General features: G+C 60.5%; 16 protein-coding genes and 1 riboswitch. Of the genes, 10 read left to right on the plus strand and 6 right to left on the minus strand.

Annotated features, from left to right (window positions below; all coding sequences use genetic code 11):
• Positions 1–52: 52 nt before the first annotated feature.
• Positions 53–259, minus strand: a complete 207-nt coding sequence (locus AABM55_RS04470) for a hypothetical protein (RefSeq protein WP_347928923.1) — start codon at positions 257–259, stop codon at positions 53–55.
• 182 nt (positions 260–441) lie between these two features.
• On the opposite strand from AABM55_RS04470, the gene AABM55_RS04475 reads away from it, so the two are divergent.
• On the plus strand, positions 442–729 hold the full coding sequence (locus AABM55_RS04475) for a hypothetical protein (RefSeq protein ID WP_173859996.1): 288 nt from the start codon (positions 442–444) through the stop codon (positions 727–729).
• 60 nt (positions 730–789) lie between these two features.
• Here the strand turns inward: AABM55_RS04475 and AABM55_RS04480 are convergent, their stop codons facing one another.
• A complete protein-coding gene (locus tag AABM55_RS04480) occupies positions 790–1,956 on the minus strand; it encodes a 1-acyl-sn-glycerol-3-phosphate acyltransferase (RefSeq protein ID WP_103320205.1) in 1,167 nt (388 codons plus the stop codon).
• 140 nt (positions 1,957–2,096) lie between these two features.
• Between AABM55_RS04480 and AABM55_RS04485 the strand changes: the two genes are divergently transcribed.
• From AABM55_RS04485 to AABM55_RS04495, 3 genes are read left to right on the plus strand one after another with little or no spacing between them, the layout of a single operon-like run.
• Entirely contained in the window at positions 2,097–2,279 is a 183-nt protein-coding gene (locus tag AABM55_RS04485; protein WP_081013733.1) for a CPXCG motif-containing cysteine-rich protein, read from the plus strand.
• Between the two features lie 12 nt (positions 2,280–2,291).
• On the plus strand, positions 2,292–2,552 hold the full coding sequence (locus AABM55_RS04490; RefSeq protein ID WP_054595657.1) for a DUF2007 domain-containing protein: 261 nt from the start codon (positions 2,292–2,294) through the stop codon (positions 2,550–2,552).
• A 36-nt stretch (positions 2,553–2,588) separates the two neighbouring features.
• A complete protein-coding gene (locus tag AABM55_RS04495; protein ID WP_054595658.1) occupies positions 2,589–3,209 on the plus strand; it encodes an SOS response-associated peptidase in 621 nt (206 codons plus the stop codon).
• Between the two features lie 138 nt (positions 3,210–3,347).
• On the opposite strand, the gene AABM55_RS04500 is transcribed toward AABM55_RS04495, so the two are convergent.
• Positions 3,348–5,489, minus strand: coding sequence for a methyl-accepting chemotaxis protein (locus AABM55_RS04500; RefSeq protein WP_054595659.1), 2,142 nt, complete (start codon positions 5,487–5,489; stop codon positions 3,348–3,350).
• 273 nt (positions 5,490–5,762) lie between these two features.
• Between AABM55_RS04500 and AABM55_RS04505 the strand changes: the two genes are divergently transcribed.
• Positions 5,763–6,581: a M48 family metallopeptidase gene (locus tag AABM55_RS04505; protein WP_054595660.1), complete on the plus strand. Its 819-nt coding sequence runs from the start codon at positions 5,763–5,765 to the stop codon at positions 6,579–6,581.
• Between the two features lie 225 nt (positions 6,582–6,806).
• Here AABM55_RS04505 and AABM55_RS04510 read toward each other — a convergent pair whose 3' ends face one another.
• The 3 genes from AABM55_RS04510 to AABM55_RS04520 form a co-directional block, all read right to left on the minus strand.
• On the minus strand, positions 6,807–7,391 hold the full coding sequence (locus tag AABM55_RS04510) for a TMEM165/GDT1 family protein (protein ID WP_054595661.1): 585 nt from the start codon (positions 7,389–7,391) through the stop codon (positions 6,807–6,809).
• 89 nt (positions 7,392–7,480) lie between these two features.
• A riboswitch (yybP-ykoY riboswitch) is annotated at positions 7,481–7,602 on the minus strand.
• 40 nt (positions 7,603–7,642) lie between these two features.
• Complete coding sequence (locus AABM55_RS04515) at positions 7,643–8,641, minus strand: class I SAM-dependent methyltransferase (protein ID WP_054595662.1); 999 nt, start codon at positions 8,639–8,641, stop codon at positions 7,643–7,645.
• A gap of 33 nt (positions 8,642–8,674) precedes the next feature.
• Positions 8,675–9,640 (minus strand): 2-hydroxyacid dehydrogenase, encoded by a 966-nt coding sequence (locus AABM55_RS04520; protein ID WP_054595663.1) that lies wholly within the window; start codon positions 9,638–9,640, stop codon positions 8,675–8,677.
• A gap of 287 nt (positions 9,641–9,927) precedes the next feature.
• Here AABM55_RS04520 and AABM55_RS04525 point away from each other — a divergent pair, with 287 nt between their 5' ends.
• From AABM55_RS04525 to AABM55_RS04545, 5 genes are all read left to right on the plus strand, one after another.
• Positions 9,928–10,557, plus strand: coding sequence for a LysE family translocator (locus AABM55_RS04525; RefSeq protein ID WP_054595664.1), 630 nt, complete (start codon positions 9,928–9,930; stop codon positions 10,555–10,557).
• 145 nt (positions 10,558–10,702) lie between these two features.
• Positions 10,703–12,385 (plus strand): fatty acid--CoA ligase, encoded by a 1,683-nt coding sequence (locus tag AABM55_RS04530; RefSeq protein WP_347928925.1) that lies wholly within the window; start codon positions 10,703–10,705, stop codon positions 12,383–12,385.
• A 336-nt stretch (positions 12,386–12,721) separates the two neighbouring features.
• Positions 12,722–14,611: a DUF1302 domain-containing protein gene (locus tag AABM55_RS04535; protein WP_054595666.1), complete on the plus strand. Its 1,890-nt coding sequence runs from the start codon at positions 12,722–12,724 to the stop codon at positions 14,609–14,611.
• Positions 14,612–14,639: 28 nt separating this feature from the next.
• Entirely contained in the window at positions 14,640–16,004 is a 1,365-nt protein-coding gene (locus tag AABM55_RS04540) for a DUF1329 domain-containing protein (RefSeq protein ID WP_054595667.1), read from the plus strand.
• Between the two features lie 216 nt (positions 16,005–16,220).
• Positions 16,221–18,959: a LuxR C-terminal-related transcriptional regulator gene (locus AABM55_RS04545; protein WP_347928926.1), complete on the plus strand. Its 2,739-nt coding sequence runs from the start codon at positions 16,221–16,223 to the stop codon at positions 18,957–18,959.
• Positions 18,960–18,963 lie beyond the last annotated feature (4 nt).

Consider the following 18,963-nt stretch of genomic DNA (forward strand, 5'->3'; position numbering starts at 1 on the left):
TCCGCAGGCTGCGATCTTTTGATCTTGGCTTTTTGACGGGGTAACGCGGCTTCTAGGCCGCTTCTACATAGAAATCCAGCATGCTCACGCCGGTCAACAGGTCGGTTTCCGGCAGGTCGGCGTGTGGGTGGCCGCCCAGGGCGCAGTAGACGAGCCAGTGGCGGTCCTGGACGTTGAAGGCGAGGCTGCCGATGAGGTTTTGTTGTTCGTCGCTTTGGGTGATGAGGTAGAGGCGATCCTGGATTTCTGCGTGCAGCATGACAGGCTCCGTGTCGGTTTCGAGGGGCGACAGACTGGCTTGTTAAGGTGACGTTCAGGTGACAGTGCGCATTAATCAGTAAATTACCGGTCACTGGAGTGCAAAGCGCGGGGCGTAAAAAGCGTCTGGCCACTTGCCGCTGTTTTCAGGCCACAAGTGCTGTTTTTTACGTGAGGGGCATGATGTCGCTGCATATGAGCTGGTCTGCTGTCAGCGCTCATCCCGGGAGCCTGATGAATCTTTTTGCGTTGTTGATCGCCTTGCCCGGTGCATGGCTGTTGCACGTGACCCGTCGCCGCGAGCGGCTGGCGCTGAAGAACCTGGAAGCACAAAGCGCGGTACGGGCGATCGATGAACCGTTGCTGTTTCCGGAAAGCGCGACGCTGCGCCTGAACCGGTTTTGCTACCGTTTCGGCTTTGCCTGCCTGGCCTTGGCGCTATTGCTGTCGTGGATCAGCCGGCATTTTTGAGATTCGCATCGCACATGAAAACGGCGCCCCGAGGCGCCGTTTTTGTATTCAGCCGAAACCTTACAGCGGCAAACCCGCTTTGACCCGGTACTGATTGCGCACCGGTGTTGCGTATTGCAGCACCAGGAACGGCCGATGTTCCTCGGGGCAGGCGTCGAGGCGGCTTTGCCACTCTTGCTGGGCCTTGGCCAGTTCCTCGGCCGGGAACAGTGTGGCTGCGCTCGGCACCTGCAGTTGCGGGTCGGCGTTGCTCCATTGGGCGTACGCCAGGTAGTGCACCGGGAACAACCGGTAACCGCCGAGGATCTGCCGGTCCATCTCGATTGCCAGTTGCTTGGTGTCTTCGAACAGCTCGCTGATCGGTGCCGCGAAGTTCACGTGGACCCGGCCTTTGTAGCCGGTGATGCCTTTGGCGATGCTTGCATCGTCCTCGCCGGGCACCTTGGTGTAGCTACCGGTGGTAGCGCGGATGTACAGCTCGCGGGCCTTGGCCTGATCGCACGGGTCGTACTCGTAGCTGATCGACACCGGTGTCAGGTTCAGCGACTGGATGACCTCGCCAAACGGCTCGTCCTTGCGGCTCATGTGGAACATCTTGAGGATCGCCGACTCGGTACGGTCGTCACCGTCCTTGGCGCGGCCTTCGGCCTGGGCGATCCAGATCGACTGGCAGTCGTTGAGGATCGAGTGATTGATATAGGCCGAGAGCAACTGATACGCCGCCATCTTCTCGCGCCGACCGCTGATGGAGCGGTGCACGATAAAGCTCTTGTTCAGGCGCATCAGATCGCTGACGAAGGGCTTTTGCAGCAGGTTGTCGCCAATCGCGATGCGCGGCGTCGGCAGGCCGGCGTGGTAGATCGCGTAGTTGACGAAGGCCGGGTCCATCACGATGTCACGGTGGTTGGCCAGGAACAGATAGGCGCGGCCGGACTTGAATTGCTCGACGCCGGTATAGGTCACGCCGTCGGTGGCCCGCTCGATGGTGTGGTCGACATAAAACTCGACCTTGTCCTGCAAGGTTGCAACCGAACGGACGCCGGCAAACTCACGGCGCAGCCGATAAGCTATAAGTGGTTTGAGCATCCAGCCAAAAGCACCGGCAAAACGCGGGAAGCGGAAGTGGGTGAGGATATCTAGAAACGCCTTGTCGCCCAGCAACCGTGCCAGCACCGCCGGGACTTCGCTGTCGTCGTAAGGTCGGATGGTATCGAATTCGCCCATCATGCTCTCTTGTTAGAAACGGCTAGGGTAAGTAATGGATTGGATCGATTACGGCAGGAGTACAGTCTGAAAAATACGCTCAAACAAAAATGGCCCTGCAAATAGACCGGCGATTATACGCACAAGTCACTTGGGAGACCGCGATGCTGGAAACCGAGCGCTACGAATGTCCTTATTGTGGTGAAGAGTCAGAGGCAGTTCTGGATTTGTCGGGAGGGGATCAGACGTATATCGAGGATTGCCCCGTGTGTTGTCGGCCTATCACATTTACTCTGCAGACCGATGGTCATGAATGGATGCTCGAAGTTCACAGCGAAAACGAGTGAAGGGTGGCGGCTATGCAGCGCATTTACGAACCGGAAAACCTGATGGAAGGTGAGTTGTTGCAGGGCATGTTGGCCAGCGAAGGGGTTGAGGCGCATCTGGTGGGGCGTGATCTGCTGGGCGGCGCGGGCGAGTTGCCGGTGTTCGGGCTGCTTGGACTGGCGGTGGATAACGATCAGGCGCAATACGCGCGCGAGTTGATCGCTGCGTACAATGCCGCACTGCCAATGCCCGGCGACGAACCGGATAGCTTCCCCGACGTCCTGGTCTGTTAGGCTGACGTCCGTTTTTGTTCAGAGTCGTGTTGCCCCATGTGTGGACGTTTTGCCCTGTTTCGTTGGAACCCCGCGTTCGCGGCCTTGCCCGGCTTCCCGGCCGATCAGCAGGCGCAGTGGAATATTTCGCCCAATGATTCGGTGCTGATCCTGCGCGCCGAGGCGGGGCAGCGCACGCTGGCCCGCGCGCGTTGGGGGCTGACGCCGCCGTGGCTGACCGACCTGTCGAAAACCCCGGCCCATGCGCGGGCAGAGACCGTCGCCGAGCAACCGATGTTTCGCGAAGCTTTCCGTCAGCGCCGCTGCCTGCTGCCGGCCAACGGCTTCTATGAATGGCGTGGCACTACCCGTAAACGCCCGTACTGGCTGACGCCAGGCGAAGGTTCGGCGCTGTTTTTTGCGGCGATCTGGGAAGCGTATCCGGTGCAGGAACAGGTGTGGCTGAGCACGGCGGTGGTGACTCAGGCCGCCTCGAATCAGCGTCGTCCGTTGATTCTCGATGCCGCTGGTCAAGAGGCCTGGCTCAACCCCGAAACCCCGTTGCACACCTTGCAGGCGCTGCTTGCCAGCGAACCGGCCGCCTTGCGCGAGCGGGTGCTGGCGAACCTGGTGAATGATCCGAAACTCAATGCGCCGGAATGCCTGACGCCGGGCTGATGGGTGGCGCCTGTGCTGACGCCATCGCGGGCAAGCCTTGCTCCTACGGTGCTGCGGCATGCCGTTTTATGCGGTCCGGTCACCTCTGTAGGAGCAAGGCTTACCCGCGATAAGGTCCGCATGACCTTCCGGCGATTTCTAGACCTTGAACTGATTGATCAACCGCCGCTGCTGCTCGGCCAGTTTGGTCAGGTCGGCGCTGGCCGCGCTCGATTCATCCGCGCCGCCCGCGACTTCGTTGGCCACCTGACCGATATTGATCACGTTGCGGTTGATGTCATCGGCAACCGCGCTTTGCTCTTCGGCGGCGCTGGCGATCTGGGTGTTCATGTCGTTGATTACCGACACCGCCTGAGTGATGGTCTCCAGCGCCTGCGCTGCCTTGGCCGCGTGCTGCACGCTTTCGTCGGTCTTGTTCTGGCTGTCTTCCATCACCCGCACCACGTCGCGCGTGCCTTGCTGCAACTGCTGAATCATCGACTGGATTTCTTCAGTCGCCTGCTGGGTTTTCTGCGCCAGGTTGCGCACTTCATCGGCCACCACCGCAAAACCCCGGCCTTGCTCACCGGCGCGGGCGGCTTCGATGGCCGCGTTCAACGCCAACAAGTTAGTCTGTTCGGCAATCCCGCGAATGGCGATCAGGATCGCGTTGATGTTCTCGCTGTCCTTGGCCAGGGTTTGCACCACGCCGACCGCTTTACCGATTTCCACCGCGAGCACGCCAATCGAGGTCGAGGTGTCGCGCACGATCTGCATGCCCTGGGCGGCGGCCTGATCCGCGTGGCTGGCGGCTTGGGCAGCCTGGGTCGCATTGCGCGCCACGTCCTGGGCGGTGGCGGTCATTTCCTGCACCGCGGTGGCCACCTGATCGATCTCGGCCATTTGCTTGTGCACGCCGAGGTTGGTGCGAATGGCGATGTCGGCGGTGTGTTCGGACGAATCGCTGACGCTCTGCACCGAGGTCACCACTTGGGTGATCATCGCCTGCAACTTGGCGAGGAAGGTATTGAAGCCCTTGGCGATCGAGCCGAGTTCGTCGGCGCGGTCGCTGCTCAGGCGGCGCGTCAGGTCACCTTCGCCCTGGGCGATGTCATCGAGCATCGCGACCATCTGCTTCAGCGGTCGGGCGATACCGTGGCCCACCAGCCAGATCACCAGCAAGCCCAGGCCGGCAATCACCAGGCCGACCATGGCCATGCCAAAGGTGTCGGCCTTGCGTTGGGTGTTCAGGTCGCCTTGCAGTTGTTGCAGGTCGGCCATGACCGCGTTCAACGGTAATTGCAGCAGCAGGGTCCAGCGTGCATCGGTCTGACCAATACCGAATGGCAGGTACAGCTCGATCCTGCCATTGGCCTTGTCGACGTTATAGGTCACTTCGCCGCGATTGAGCTTGCCGAGGTTGGCAACCTGAGTGGCGTCGAGGATGTCGCTGACCTTTTCGCCGAACTTGCTCGGGTCCTTGGTGTAGGCGACCAGACGCTGGTTGCCGCCAATCAGGGCCATTTCGCCGGCACCGTTATAAAGCTTCTGGTTCGCAGCCAGGAGCATTTCCTGAATGAAGTTCACCGACAAGTCAGCGCCGACGATGCCCTGAAAGGTGCCGTTGAGCATGATCGGTTCAATAAAGGAGGCGAGCATGACGATTTTGTCGCCGACCTTGTAAGGCGCCGGGTCGATCACACAGGATTTTTTGCTTTCCTGGGAGCACAGGTAGTACTCACTGGAGCGCACACCCGTGGACAACACGGTACGGTCGTTGACATCCGCCAGCTTGTCGACGCCCAGCGTGCCATTGTCGTTGCGGAACCACCACGGCAGGAAGCGCCCGGTGGTGGCGTCGATGCCGACGGTTTTACTGCCGATGTAGGCCGCGTCATTGTGATCCAGTGCGTTCGGTTCCCAGCCGATGTACGTGCCGAGAATCTTCGGATTTTTCGCGACGTTTTCCTTGATCAGGCTGATCAACTGTTCGCGGCTGAGGGTCAGCGCCGGTTTGCCGTCGGCATCCTGGGAGCCGATCAAGGCGTTGACCCGAACCAGACCGCCGGCGATCAGCAGGGGCGCTTCGAGTTCGCGCTGGATCTGACTGACCTGGGTTTGCGCCAACCCACGCAGGCGTTGCTCGATGACTTGCTCGAATTGCGCCTGGGTCCGCTGCTGGACCATCTCCTGGGTTCGCGCGCCGGAAAACAGTGCATACAGCACCAGCGCAGCCACCACGCTGAGCACAATGGCGCCGGCAAGCGCGGCGACAGAAAACTGGATCGACTTGAATTTCATAAAGACTCCGCACGCAATATGACGTCTGCCGGGTTGTATCGGCGCACGTGAGGCGGTCCATGAGCGGTTTTTTTGCCGATGACTGTTTTTGATCTGTGCGGGTCGCATAGAGACAGGTGTCAGGCCCGGGTGTTCTCGGGGACAGTGTTTTATGAATTTATTGCGACAGTGAGGGGGAATGTATCGGTAAATGACGTGCTACATGTCTGTTGTATCTAGCGCTGATACAAAGCACCGCCTAGGATACGCGCCATATTTCCAGGGAGGCTGTTCATGAGTAAGGCATTGGTTTTGTGTGCACTGGGTGCAAGTCTGCTGCTCAGTGGTTGCCAGTCGGTCAACACCACCAACGGCGGCGCGGTGGGCGTGGAGCGCAAGCAGTACATGTTCAGCATGCTGTCGACCGATGAGGTCAACCAGATGTATGCCCAGTCCTACCAAAAGACTGTGGGTGAGGCGAGCAACAAGGGTGTGCTGGACAAGAACAGCAGCGAGGCCAAGCGGGTCCAGGCGATTGCCAATCGGCTGATCGCGCAGGCACCGGTCTTCCGTCCTGATTCGGCGCAGTGGACGTGGGAAGTCAATCTGATCAAGAGTGACGAGCTCAACGCCAACTGCGGTCCTGGCGGCAAGATCATTTTCTATACCGGGTTGATCGACAGCCTGAAACTCACTGACGATGAAATCGCCGCAGTCATGGGCCATGAAATCGCCCACGCCTTGCGTGAGCATGGTCGTGAAGCGATGTCCAAGGCCTATGGCATCGAAATGGCCAAGCAGGGCGCCGGTGCCTTGCTCGGGTTGGGGCAGGACACGCTGGCCCTGGCCGACACCGTGGCCAACTACGGCATGACCTTGCCCAACAGCCGCGCCAATGAAAACGAAGCTGACCTGATCGGCCTGGAACTGGCCGCCCGCGCCGGCTACAACCCGAACGCGGCGATCACCCTGTGGGACAAGATGAGCAAGGCTTCCGAAGGTTCGCCGCCAGAATTCATGAGCACTCACCCGGCATCCAGCAGCCGGGTTGCGTCGCTCCAGGCAGCGATTCCGAAAGTCATGCCGCTTTACCTGAAGGCCAAAAAATCCTGAATCCTGAAGTGAGCCACAAGAGCTGAAGTCGTGCAGCTCTTGTGGCGAGGGGGCTTGCCCCCGTTCGACCGGGCTGGCGCTCCAGTGCGCAGCAGTCGCAAAGCCAGCGAGTGCGGTGTATCTGGCGGATCTCGGTTGCAGGGGTGAGGGCTGCTTCGCACCCCAACGGGGGCAAGCCCCCTCGCCACAGTTATCTGCCAGGCAGTGACATGTCAGTCGAGAGTGTTACACCCACCCGCTGCTCTGCATCGCCTTGTACACCGCGACGATGGCCAGGATGAAGAACGCCGATGCTGCCAGGCGGCGGATCAGGGTCAGGGGCAGTTTGTCTGCGGCAAAATTACCCGCCAGCACCACCGGCACGTTGGCAATCAGCATGCCGAGCGTGGTGCCAATGACCACCAGCCACAACTCAGGGTACTGAGCGGCGAGCATCACGGTGGCGATCTGGGTCTTGTCACCGATCTCGGCGAGGAAGAACGCAATCAGCGTGGTCAGGAACGGCCCGAATTTGCGCGCAGTGCTGGCTTCGTCCTCATCCATCTTGTCCGGCACCAGGGTCCACAGCGCGGTCGCGGTAAAGCTTGCGGCGAGGATCCAGTGCAGCGTCGCATCCGAGAAGAAACTCCCGAACCAGGCACCGACAGCACCCGCCGCCGCGTGGTTGGCCAGGGTTGCAGCGACGATGCCGGCGATAATCGGCCAGGGCTTGCGAAAGCGTGCGGCGAGAATGAGCGCGAGCAGTTGCGTCTTGTCGCCGATTTCAGCCAAGGCAACGACGGCGGTGGGAACGAGAAGAGAATCCAGCATCAGGGTTTTCCTAAGGGGCGGGTCGACACGGCTATGACACGTACAGCCTTCCCGCCCCGGGTAAGGTGTGCGTGTCATAGGTCTTGTCAAACCCTGCGATCCATCTGAGTGGACGCTTGGGTCGCATACGCCATGGTCTGAGGACCAAGTATGTTGACGTATGCCGGACGAGCATGGCGCTCGTGGGAGACTACTCCCCTAGGACGGAGCGGATTCTGCCTAGGCAAAAGCCATTCGGCAAGCGCTAATTTCTAGCCGCGCTTGGCCCGATAGATCCGGAAACCTTGCCCTTCAGCCTTGATCGCGCACACACCGAGATGCTCCTCGATCAGTGGCTGATATTTCAGGAAGCTGTTGGCCACCAAGCGAAGTTCGCCGCCGTTTTTCAGATGTTTGGCTGCTTTTCGTAGCAGATTCTCGGTGGCGTGATAATCGGTGTGAACCCCGACATGAAACGGCGGATTGCTCAGAATCGCGCTCAAACCCATCGGTGCAGCGTCGATGCCATCGCCGGTCAGCACCTCGGCCTCCAGGCCGTTGGCCGCCAATGTCAGGCGACTGCTGGCCGCGGCGAACGCATCAACGTCGAGCAGGGTGACGGTGTTGTGTGGATAACGCCGTTTCACCGCCGCGCCCAACACGCCAGCACCGCAACCGAAATCCAGCAAGTGACCGCTTGGCAGTTTGTCCAGGTGTTCGAGCAGCAGCGCGCTGCCGCGATCCAGTCGACCGTGACTGAACACGCCCGGCAGGCTGATCACTTTCAGTGGGCCTTCAGCCAGCGGCAGTTCGTATTCCTGCGCCAGGCTTTCCAGCGATTTGGCCTCGGGCGCATTGGCCACGGTGACCTGCCAGAGCTGGCAGTGGCGGGCGCTGTCGAGCTTTCGCGGTTTACCGAAGGGGCTCAGCTGTTTGGCCGCGCCTTCGATGCCGCTGCGTTTTTCACCCACCAGGTACAGCTCGCGACCGGCCAGGCGCGAGGCGAGGGCATTGAGGATGTAATCGGTCAGGTCCTTGGATTTGGGCAGGAACACCACCGCCGTTTCAAATTCGCGGCTCGGAGCATTCACGCCAAAGTGGCTGCGCTCGGCAAAGCGTGCGTCCAGCGCCGCTTGATCACCTGCGTGCCAGCACCAGCCGTGAGCGTTGGGCAATTTGCCCAGCAAGTCATCGGCGGGCAAACCGGCCAGCAGCAACTCGCCTTGAAACAACTCAGCCTGACGAAGCAGTACTTCACTGCGCGGATCCATACTCTGCTCCTTGAAAAAAAGTGCGGCAGTTTATCAACTGACGACCCGCCGCGCTGTACCGCTGAAGAAGCCTTGGGCGTTTTCGGTCAGTTGACCGACAATCCTCTGTCGCGCTTCGCGGCTGCCCCAGGCGTTGTGCGGGGTGACGATCAAGCGCGGGATGTCGGCGGCCAACAGCGGATTGCCGGCGGTAGGGGGCTCGACACTCAGGACGTCGGTCGCCGCGCCGCCCAGATGCCCGTTGCGCAACGCATCGGCCAAGGCCTGTTCGTCGATCAGTCCACCGCGTGCGGTATTGACCACAAAGGCGCCGGGTTTGAGCAGCGCCAGTTCGCGGGCACCAATGAAGTTACGGGTATGTTCGTTGAGCGGGCAGTGCAGGGTCAGCGCGTCGATTTGCGGCAGCAGCTCATCCAGCGGCAAGCGGTCGGCGCGGGCCGGCCGCCCAGGCAATTGGCCGAGCAACACGCGCATGCCAAAGGCTTCGGCTAGCCGCGCGACGGCGCCACCCAATTCACCATGGCCGAGCAGGCCGAGGGTTTTGCCTTCGAGTTCGACGATCGGGAAATCCAGCAGGCAGAATTGTTTGGCCTGCTGCCAGCGACCTTCAGCGACGGCTTTCTGGTAATCGCTCAGGCGGGTGGCGAGGTTCAGCAGCAACATGATCGTGTGCTGCGCCACCGACGGCGTGCCATAACCCTGGCAGTTGCTCACGGTAATCCCTTGGGCGCGGGCGGCGGCCAAGTCGACATTGTTGGTGCCGGTGGCGGCGATCAGGATCAGCTGCAGTTCGGGGCAGGCCTTGAGGGTTTCGGCGTTCAGCGGGACTTTATTGCTGATTGCCACGCTGGCGCCTTGCAGCCGTTCGACGATGTTGTCGGGCGTGGTCAGTGAGCGCAGCTGCAAGTCATCGAAGCACTGCTGCAACCCACTGAGGTCGAGGTCGCCGAGGTCCAGTGAACTGTGGTCGAGGAATACGGCGCGGCGATTGTTCGTCATTAACTGTACCTTTTGCGCAGGAGTCTGAAGGCGTACTCTGCCGAGCCTACCAGATGAAACAAGTTGTTATGCCCTGAGCTAAAACAGACACCAAAACTGTGGCGAGGGGGCTTGCTCCCGCTCGAGTGCGCAGCAGTCGCAAAGCCGCCAACGCGGTACACCTGACGAAACGCGGTTGCAGGGTTCAGGGCTGCTTCGCAACCCAGCGGGAGCAAGCTCCCTCGCCACCGGTATGAAGTTTGACCAAGAAATCTTCGATTGATCGGCCTGGCCTAAAGGAGCCCCCCATGTACTGGACAGAGTTTTTGACCGTTGCCCTGATTCACCTGCTTGCCGTGGCAAGCCCTGGTCCGGACTTTGCCGTGGTGGTGCGTGAGGCCGTGACCCACGGTCGTCGCGCCGGGACCTGGACGGCGCTGGGTGTCGGCTCGGCGATTTTCCTGCACGTGGGCTACTCGTTGCTCGGTATCGGCCTGATCGTCTCGCAGTCGATCATGTTGTTCAACGCGCTGAAATGGCTGGCGGCTGCCTACTTGCTGTACATCGGCTTCAAGGCCCTGCGCGCGCAGCCAGCGAAACCTGCCACTGAAAACCTGCACAAGGAAGCCGGCGAGCGCACCGCCCGCGGCGCATTTACCTCAGGTTTCGTGACCAACGGCCTGAACCCCAAAGCCACGCTGTTTTTCCTGTCGCTGTTTACCGTGGTGATCAACCCGCATACACCGCTGGCGATTCAGGCCGGTTACGGCGTTTACCTGGCTGCGGCCACCGCAATCTGGTTCTGCCTGGTGGCGATGCTGTTCAGCCAACAGCGCGTACGGGCCGGTTTTGCCCGCATGGGCCACTGGTTCGACCGCACGATGGGCGTGGTGCTGATCGCCATCGGCGTGAAGCTGGCCCTGACCGAGATGCATTGATCCACTCTCGGAAACAAATGCTGGCGCAAAGCTAGCATTTGTACGGCTCTGCAAATCATCCCTTTGGCTGATTTAGCTGGCGCTCCGGCTGACTAAAGTGCTTATCTTTTCAGTCACGACCGTGTAGTCAGATAAAGGGATGCTTATGTTGGAGACGCGCGTTATTCCGCCAGCCGAAGGCGCTTATCAATACCCGCTGTTGATCAAGCGGCTGCTGATGTCCGGCAGCCGTTACGAGAAAACCCGCGAGATTGTCTACCGCGACCAGTTGCGCTACAGCTACCCGACCCTCATCGAGCGTGTCGCGCGGCTGGCCAACGTGCTCACGGCGGCCGGGGTCAAGGCCGGGGATACCGTGGCCGTGATGGACTGGGACAGCCATCGCTACCTCGAATGCATGTTTGCCATCCCGATGATCGGTGCGGTGATCCACACCATCAACGTGCGCCTGTCGCCCGAACAGATTCTCTACACCATGAACCACGCCGAGGACCGCTTCGTGCTGGTCAACAGTGAGTTCGTCGGGCTGTACCAGGCGCTTGCCGGGCACCTGACCACGGTCGAGAAAACCCTGCTGCTCACCGATCTGCCGGAAAAAAACGCCGACTTGCCCAACCTGGTCGGCGAGTACGAGCAACTGCTGGCTGCCGCGAGCACCCAGTACACCTTCGAAGATTTCGATGAAAATTCGGTGGCGACCACCTTCTACACCACCGGCACCACCGGCAATCCCAAGGGCGTGTATTTCACCCATCGGCAACTGGTGCTGCACACCATGGGCGTGTCGACGATCATGGGCAGCATCGACAGCGTGCGCCTGCTGGGCACCAACGACGTGTACATGCCGATCACCCCGATGTTCCACGTGCATGCCTGGGGCTTGCCGTACGTGGCGACCATGCTGGGGCTCAAGCAGGTTTACCCCGGCCGCTACGACCCGGAATACCTGGTGGAGTTGTGGCGCAAGGAAAAGGTCAGCTTCTCCCATTGCGTGCCGACCATCCTGCAAATGGTCCTCAACGCCAAGTCCGCGCAAGGCACGGATTTCGGCGGCTGGAAAATCGTCATCGGCGGCAGCGCCCTGAACCGCGCGCTGTACGAAGCGGCCAAGGCCAAGGGCATTCAGTTGACCGCCGCATATGGCATGTCGGAAACCGGTCCGCTGGTGTCCTGCGCTCACCTTAACGATGAGCTGATGGCCGGCACCGAAGACGAACGCACCACGTATCGCATCAAGGCTGGCGTGCCGGGTCCCTTGGTGGAAGCGGCGATCATCGACGCTGATGGCAACTTCCTGCCGGCCGACGGCGAGTCCCAGGGCGAACTGGTGCTGCGTGCGCCGTGGCTCACCGAAGGTTATTTCAACGAACCCGAGAAGGGCAAAGAGCTCTGGGCCGGGGGCTGGCTGCACACGGGCGACGTGGCGACCCTGGACAGCATGGGGGTGATCGACATCCGTGACCGGATCAAGGATGTGATCAAGACCGGTGGCGAGTGGATTTCCTCCCTCGACCTCGAAGACCTGATCAGCCGCCATCCGGGGGTACGGGAAGTAGCAGTGGTCGGTATCCCTGACCCGCAATGGGGCGAGCGCCCGTTTGCCTTGCTGGTGCTCCGTGAAGGCCATGCAATAGGCGCCAGGGAACTCAAGGAACACCTCAAGCCTTTCGTCGAACTGGGGCACCTGAGCAAGTGGGCCATCCCGAGCCAGATCGCCCTTGTTACTGAAATTCCCAAGACCAGTGTCGGCAAGCTCGACAAGAAGCGTATCCGCGTCGACATCGCACAATGGCAGGCCAGCAACAGCACCTTCCTTTCGACGCTGTAAGCGTCCTTTGTCGGGCCCGAAAGGGCCCGGCAAGCCCACCAAGCAAGCGCTTGGCTTGTTTATTCAGAATTTTCAGCCATCCTTGCCAGGCCGACATCTGTCGGATTGGCAACAGGACTGTTCCAGAGTGGTGGGGGCTGCAAATCACACTTTAGAGGGATCAAGCAGTACTACCTGCTGGCTATAGTCCGCTCAAGGATTTTTAAGAACGGGGCAAACGCACAAAACGGGGCGATGCAACTTTGGATGACTTCGGGACGACATGGGCTCCCCGTTATTCAGAGCGTTTTTAGAAGTGCTCAATGCCATAACAATAAAGCACATGGAGTAGCGTCGATGACATCAATAAACCAGTTCTGGCGCCGGGCGAAACTGCCTCTGGCAGTCAGTCTCGCCTCTACGCTCGCCGGACCCGCATTCGGCGTCAGTTTCAACGTCGGTGAAATCGAAGGTCAGTTCGACTCGTCCCTCTCCCTGGGCATGAGCGTGTCTACCCAGCAACCGAACAAGAACCTGATCGGTGTCAACAACGGTGGCAAGGGCCTGTCCCAGACCTCCGATGACGGGCACTTGAACTTCAAGAGCGGGCAAGCCTTTTCGAAAATCTTCAAGGGCATCCATGACCTTGAGCTGAAATACGGCGATACCGGCGTCTTCGTGCGCGGTAAATACTGGTACGACTTCGCGCTGCAAAACCAGGACCTGGAATTCAAGAACGTCAGTAATGAGGGACGCAAGGAAGGCGCCAAGTCGTCGGGTGGGGAAATCCTCGACGCCTTCGTCTACCACAACTACTCCATTGCCGATGAGCCGGGTTCCGTGCGCTTGGGCAAACAGGTGGTCAACTGGGGTGAAAGTACCTTCATCGGCGGCGGCATCAACTCGATCAACCCGATCGACGTGTCTGCATTCCGTCGTCCCGGTGCCGAGATCAAGGAAGGCCTGATCCCGGTCAACATGTTCTACATCTCGCAAAGCCTGACCGAGAATCTGTCGGCTCAAGCGTTCTACCAGATCGGCTGGGACCAGACCGTTGTCGACAACTGCGGTACCTTCTTCTCGCAGCCAGACATCATTGCCAACGGTTGCACCGACAACCTGCGCGTCCTGAACAAGCGTTCGACCATCCCCGCCGTCGCCTTGGGGCCATTGGCCGCGAACGGTGTCAACGTCAACGAAGAGGGCGTGCTGGTGCGTCGCGGGCAAGACCGCGAGGCGAGTAACAGCGGCCAGTGGGGGGCGGCGTTCAAGTACATGTTCGATCCGCTGGACACCGAGTTCGGTGCCTACTTCATGAACTACCACAGCCGTGCGCCGATCTTCAGTGCCACTGGTGCTCCGCAGTCGGTCTACAACGGCGTCAAGGCATTGCCCGGTCCGTTCCAGGCCCTCGGGCCGCTGCTGGTCGCGGGTAATTCGCAGTACTTCGTCGAGTACCCGGAAGACATCCGCCTCTATGGCCTGAGCTTCTCCACCACCCTGCCTACCGGTACGGCGTGGAGCGGTGAGATCAGCTACCGGCCGAATGCGCCGGTGCAGTTGAACTCCACCGATATCCTCTTCGCCGGTGTTCGTCCGCTGGGTGGCGCGCTGACCAACGCTTCGTTGCTCCAGGGTGTTCCAGGGGAAGACCTGCACGGCTATCGCCGCAAGGAAATCACCCAGATCCAGACCACTTTCACGCACTTCTTCGATCAGGTCATGGGCGCCCAGCGTCTGACTGTGGTGGGTGAAGTCGGACTGACTCACGTCGGTGGCCTCGAAAGCACGTCCGATGTCCGTTATGGCCGCGATCCGGTCTTCGGCCCAGGCGAACTGCCCGCCACGGGCGGTCTGGACACCTGCTCGCAGATTCTTAACACCTCCACCATCAACGGTGCCGGGCCAGGTGCTGCGACCAACAACCGTAGCTCCAACTGCAACAACGACGGTTTCACCACCGCCAACTCCTGGGGCTACCGCGCCCGCGCCATCTGGGAATACCCGGACGTCTTCGCCGGTGTGAACCTCAAGCCCAACGTCGCCTGGTCGCATGACGTCAGCGGTTACTCGCCAGGCCCTGGCGGCAACTTCGAGGAAGGTCGCAAAGCGGTCAGCCTGGGTCTCGATGCCGAGTACCAGAACACCTACACCGCGAGCCTCGCCTACACCAACTTCTTTGGCGGCAAGTACAGCACCGTGGATGATCGCGACTTCGTTGCGCTCAGCGTCGGCGTGAACTTCTAAGCACTGCATCTTCAGGACGAACAAGAATATGAAAGTAACCAAAAGTCTGTTGCAAGCGGGTGTCCTCGGGCTTTCGCTGTTGGCAACCGCGGTCATGGCAGCAGTTCCGGCCGCTGAAGCGGACAAGTTGGGCAAGAGCCTGACGCCAATGGGCGCGGAAATGGCAGGCAATGCCGATGGCTCGATCCCGGCCTGGAAACCCATGGAGAAAAACGCCGGCAGCGTCGACAGCAAAGGCTTCCTGTCCAACCCGTATGCCAGTGAGCAACCGCTGTTCACCATCACCGCGCAAAACGTCGACAAGTACAAAGACAAACTGGCGCCGGGCCAATACGCAATGTTCAAGCGTTACCCGGACACCTTCAAAATGCCGGTTTACCCGTCGCATCGTGGCGCGACCGTGCCGGATCAGGTGTTTGTCGCCATCAAGAAGAACGCCACCAACACCAACCTGGTGTCCGGCGGCAACGGTCTGGAAAACTTCGAAACTGCCGTGCCGTTCCCGATTCCGAAAAGCGGCGTCGAAGTCATCTGGAACCACATCACCCGCTATCGCGGTGGCAGCGTGACCCGTCTGGTGACCCAGGCCACGCCGCAACCGAACGGTTCCTACAGCCTGGTGTACTTCCAGGACCAGTTCGTGTTCCGCGACAAGATGAAGGATTACGACCCGAAAAACCCGGGCAACATCCTGTTCTACTTCAAGCAGAAAGTGACTGCACCGGCGCGTCTGGCCGGTGGCGTGCTGCTGGTTCACGAAACCCTCGACCAGGTGAAGGAACCGCGTTCGGCGTGGGTCTACAACGCCGGTCAGCGTCGTGTGCGGCGTGCCCCGCAAGTGTCTTATGACGGGCCGGGTACGGCTGCCGATGGCCTGCGTACTTCCGATAACCTGGACATGTACAACGGTGCCCCGGATCGTTACGACTGGAAGCTCGAAGGCAAGAAAGAGATGTACATCGCCTCCGACAGCTACAAGCTAGACTCGCCTGCGCTCAAGTACGACGAAATCATCAAGGCCGGTCATATCAACCAGGACCTGGCGCGTTACGAACTGCGTCGCGTCTGGCATGTGGTTGCGACCCTGAAGGAAGGTCAGCGCCACATTTATGCCAAGCGTGACTTCTACATTGACGAAGACACCTGGCAAGCCGCGGTCATCGATCACTACGACGGTCGTGGTCAACTCTGGCGCGTGGCTGAGGCGCATGCCGAGAACTACTACGACCAGCAAGTGCCGTGGTATGCCCTGGAAACCCTCTATGACCTGCAGTCCGGGCGCTATCTGGCGCTGGGCATGAAGAACGAAGAGAAACGTGCGTATGACTTCGGTTTTACCGCGAGCACCAGTGATTTCACCCCGGCTGCACTGGCTCAGGACGGTGTTCGCTAACGTGTCGTAACACCGAGGCCGCATCCTCGAAAAACGCCCCGACTGGTTCGGGGCGTTTTTTTGTCTCGAAAAAAGATCGCTGCATAACCAGCCCGGTAACTTTTGTTCGTAGTCTTTTTGTAGCCATTTGTAGCAGGAACCTTCAATCCGCTCCGGTTTACCGCTAGTCTGCGGACATCTGCAATGCCGACAACAGCACTTAAACAAGAGTTGGCTATGACTGACCTGTTCCGAATCCAAAGGCCATCCGGTGCGGCAATGCCTGTGCTGGAAGGGCGTTTTTACCGGCCCCCCTTGCCCGACAGCTATGTGCTGCGGCCTCGTCTGTGCGAGCGGCTGAGTGCCGGGTTGCAAGGGCGATTGCTGCTGGTCAGCGCGCCGGCGGGGTTCGGTAAAAGCTCATTGGCGGTGGAGTTCTGTCAGAGCCTGCCGGCGCATTGGCAAAGTCTCTGGCTGGGGTTGAGCCCGCGCGACAATGATCCCGGGCGCTTCCTCGAACGGCTGCTTGAAGGCCTGCAAAACTATTTTCCACAGCTGGGCAGCCAGGCCCTTGGCCTGCTGAAAATGCGTCAACGCCATCAACCGTTCGCCTTCGAAGAATGGCTGGACGGGCTGCTCGATGAACTGGCCATTCACCTGTCACCGAGCGCGCCGCTGCTGCTGGTTCTGGATGACTACCATCTGGCCCAGGGCCCGGTGCTCGATCGCTGCCTGCAATTTTTCCTCAATCACTTACCCGATGGCCTGCTGGTGCTGGTGACCAGTCGCCAGCGTCCCGACTGGCACCTGGCGCGTTTGCGCCTGTCGCGGCAGTTGCTTGAACTGAGCGAACAGGACCTGCGCCTGACCCACGACGAATCCCTGACCCTGCTGGATCGACACAGCAGCTCATTGCGCGGCGAGGCGTTGGAGAATCTGATCCAGCGCAGCGAAGGCTGGGTCGCAGGGCTGCGTTTCTGGTTGCTGGCTGCCTCTGAAGCGCGCAATGGCGGCGCGTTGCCGCAGCCGCTGCACGGTGGCGAAGGCTTGATACGCGACTACCTGCTTGAAGAAGTCATCGACTGCCTGCCCGCCGAAGTGCAGGCATTTCTATACGACACCGCACCGCAAGAGCGCTTCTGCAGCGAACTCTGCGACGCCGTGCGCGAAGCCCATGACAGCGCCGAGATCCTGCGCTTTCTGCTGTCCCATCAAGTGTTCCTGGTGCCGCTCGACGAACACGGCCATTGGTACCGTTATCACCATCTGTTTTCCGACCTGTTGCGCAGTCGGCCGACCGCCAATGCGATGGTGCCCACCGCTAGCCTGCACTTGCGCGCCTGCCGCTGGTTCAACGCCCAGGGTCTGCTCGATGAAGCGGTGGAGCAGGCATTGCGCGCCGGGCACCTGGATGTAGCGGCGAACCTGGTGCAGAACCTTTCCGAAGAACAGCTGCTGGCCGAACAGAACGTCGGCATGCTGCTGCGCTGGAAAATGGACTTGCCCGACAGCCTGCTGATCAGCACCCCGCGACTGATCGTGCTGTACAGCTGGGCGCTGGGGCTGGCCTGCCAGCTCGATGCGGCTGAAGAATTGGCCAGCCACTTGAGTCGCTTCCTGCCGGCACCGTCGGCCACCGCGCAGAAGTCCATGCTGGCGCAGTGGCTCGCGCTCAGCGGGATCATCGCGCGTGGCCGCGGCCAGCGTGAACTGACGCTGCTGTATTGCACCGAAGCGCTGGAGAGCCTGCCGCATAAACGCTACGGGCAGCGCTTGATGTGCCTGTCGACCTTGTCCAACCTGGCGATCGCCGACGCGGACCTGTGGCGCGCCCGGGGCTTGAACCGCGAGTCGCTGGAGCTGGCGCAACGGGTCGGCAATCCGCTGTTCGAAGCGCTGGCCCATTACGACCGCGCACGGGTGCTGCAAGCGCGCGGGGAAATTCTCCGTTCGCTGGATGAAGTGCATCAGGGCCAGCAACGTTTGCAGGGTTTATCGCCGCAGCGGCTGTATGCGATTCGCGCACGTCTGACCTTGTACGAAGGTTTTCTGCTGACCCTGCGCCTGCAGCCCGAAGCCGGGCTGGCGCGTTTGCGGACAGGGCTGAACGAAGCGCGGGCCTGTCGCGATATCAGCGTGCTGATCGGTCATTGCGTGATCGCCAAGCTGGAAGGCTGCAATGGCGAGTTCGCCCGGGCGTTTGCCGAACTGGCCGAGGCTGAACGGCTGATGCACATCTGGGACGTGCCGCCGATTTACTACCTGGCGATGATCACGCTGGTGAAATGCGAGCTGTGGCTGGCTCAGGGCCGCACCGATCTGGCCGAAGCCTGGTTGGCGCGATTGGGTCAAACCTACAATGGCGAGCAAGCTGCGGCACCGCCAGAGTTTCATCCACAAATGCCGCTGCACATCGAACTGCAACAGGCGCTGCTGGAGTCCATCCAAGGGCAGCCGATGCTGGCGGAAGGGCGTTTGAACGCATTGCTGGAACATGGGCAGAAGACCGGAAGGCAGATGCTCAGCGTGATGGCGTTGAATCAGAAGGTCGCGCTGTTGCTGAACAATGGCCGTGAACCTGAAGCGCGTCAGGCGTTGGGGCTGGCCTTCGAGGCGGCGGCCGGTGGTGTCCTGCAACCTTTTGGTGAGTTATTGCGCGATCACCCGGACTGGTTGCGTGAGCAACTGGCGCAGTGTCCGACCGGTGCACTGCGTGAGAGCCTGATCGAGCGCTTACCCCAAGCCACTGCCCGCGAGACGGTTGAGTTGCAGCACCCCGGTGAAGCACTCAGCGCCCGCGAACAGGCAGTCCTGCAATTGATCGCCCAAGGCTGCTCGAACCAGGAAATCAGCGATCAGCTGTTCATCTCGCTGCACACCGTCAAAACCCACGCCAGCCACATCAACGGCAAACTCGGTGTCGAACGCCGTACCCAGGCCGTGGCTCGGGCCAAGGAACTGGGCTTGTTGGCGTAACGTC

The sequence above is a fragment of the Pseudomonas helvetica genome (assembly GCF_039908645.1).
In the GTDB taxonomy this organism is placed as follows: Bacteria; Pseudomonadota; Gammaproteobacteria; order Pseudomonadales; family Pseudomonadaceae; genus Aquipseudomonas; species Aquipseudomonas helvetica.

Bases quoted from the DNA above. Each gene is read 5' to 3' on its own strand.
- AABM55_RS04470 (WP_347928923.1), bottom strand. From the start codon at position 259: ATGCTGCACGCAGAAATCCAGGATCGCCTCTACCTCATCACCCAAAGC.
- AABM55_RS04475 (WP_173859996.1), top strand. From the start codon at position 442: ATGTCGCTGCATATGAGCTGGTCTGCTGTCAGCGCTCATCCCGGGAGC.
- AABM55_RS04480 (WP_103320205.1), bottom strand. From the start codon at position 1,956: ATGATGGGCGAATTCGATACCATCCGACCTTACGACGACAGCGAAGTC.
- AABM55_RS04485 (WP_081013733.1), top strand. From the start codon at position 2,097: ATGCTGGAAACCGAGCGCTACGAATGTCCTTATTGTGGTGAAGAGTCA.
- AABM55_RS04490 (WP_054595657.1), top strand. From the start codon at position 2,292: ATGCAGCGCATTTACGAACCGGAAAACCTGATGGAAGGTGAGTTGTTG.
- AABM55_RS04495 (WP_054595658.1), top strand. From the start codon at position 2,589: ATGTGTGGACGTTTTGCCCTGTTTCGTTGGAACCCCGCGTTCGCGGCC.
- AABM55_RS04500 (WP_054595659.1), bottom strand. From the start codon at position 5,489: ATGAAATTCAAGTCGATCCAGTTTTCTGTCGCCGCGCTTGCCGGCGCC.
- AABM55_RS04505 (WP_054595660.1), top strand. From the start codon at position 5,763: ATGAGTAAGGCATTGGTTTTGTGTGCACTGGGTGCAAGTCTGCTGCTC.
- AABM55_RS04510 (WP_054595661.1), bottom strand. From the start codon at position 7,391: ATGCTGGATTCTCTTCTCGTTCCCACCGCCGTCGTTGCCTTGGCTGAA.
- AABM55_RS04515 (WP_054595662.1), bottom strand. From the start codon at position 8,641: ATGGATCCGCGCAGTGAAGTACTGCTTCGTCAGGCTGAGTTGTTTCAA.
- AABM55_RS04520 (WP_054595663.1), bottom strand. From the start codon at position 9,640: ATGACGAACAATCGCCGCGCCGTATTCCTCGACCACAGTTCACTGGAC.
- AABM55_RS04525 (WP_054595664.1), top strand. From the start codon at position 9,928: ATGTACTGGACAGAGTTTTTGACCGTTGCCCTGATTCACCTGCTTGCC.
- AABM55_RS04530 (WP_347928925.1), top strand. From the start codon at position 10,703: ATGTTGGAGACGCGCGTTATTCCGCCAGCCGAAGGCGCTTATCAATAC.
- AABM55_RS04535 (WP_054595666.1), top strand. From the start codon at position 12,722: ATGACATCAATAAACCAGTTCTGGCGCCGGGCGAAACTGCCTCTGGCA.
- AABM55_RS04540 (WP_054595667.1), top strand. From the start codon at position 14,640: ATGAAAGTAACCAAAAGTCTGTTGCAAGCGGGTGTCCTCGGGCTTTCG.
- AABM55_RS04545 (WP_347928926.1), top strand. From the start codon at position 16,221: ATGACTGACCTGTTCCGAATCCAAAGGCCATCCGGTGCGGCAATGCCT.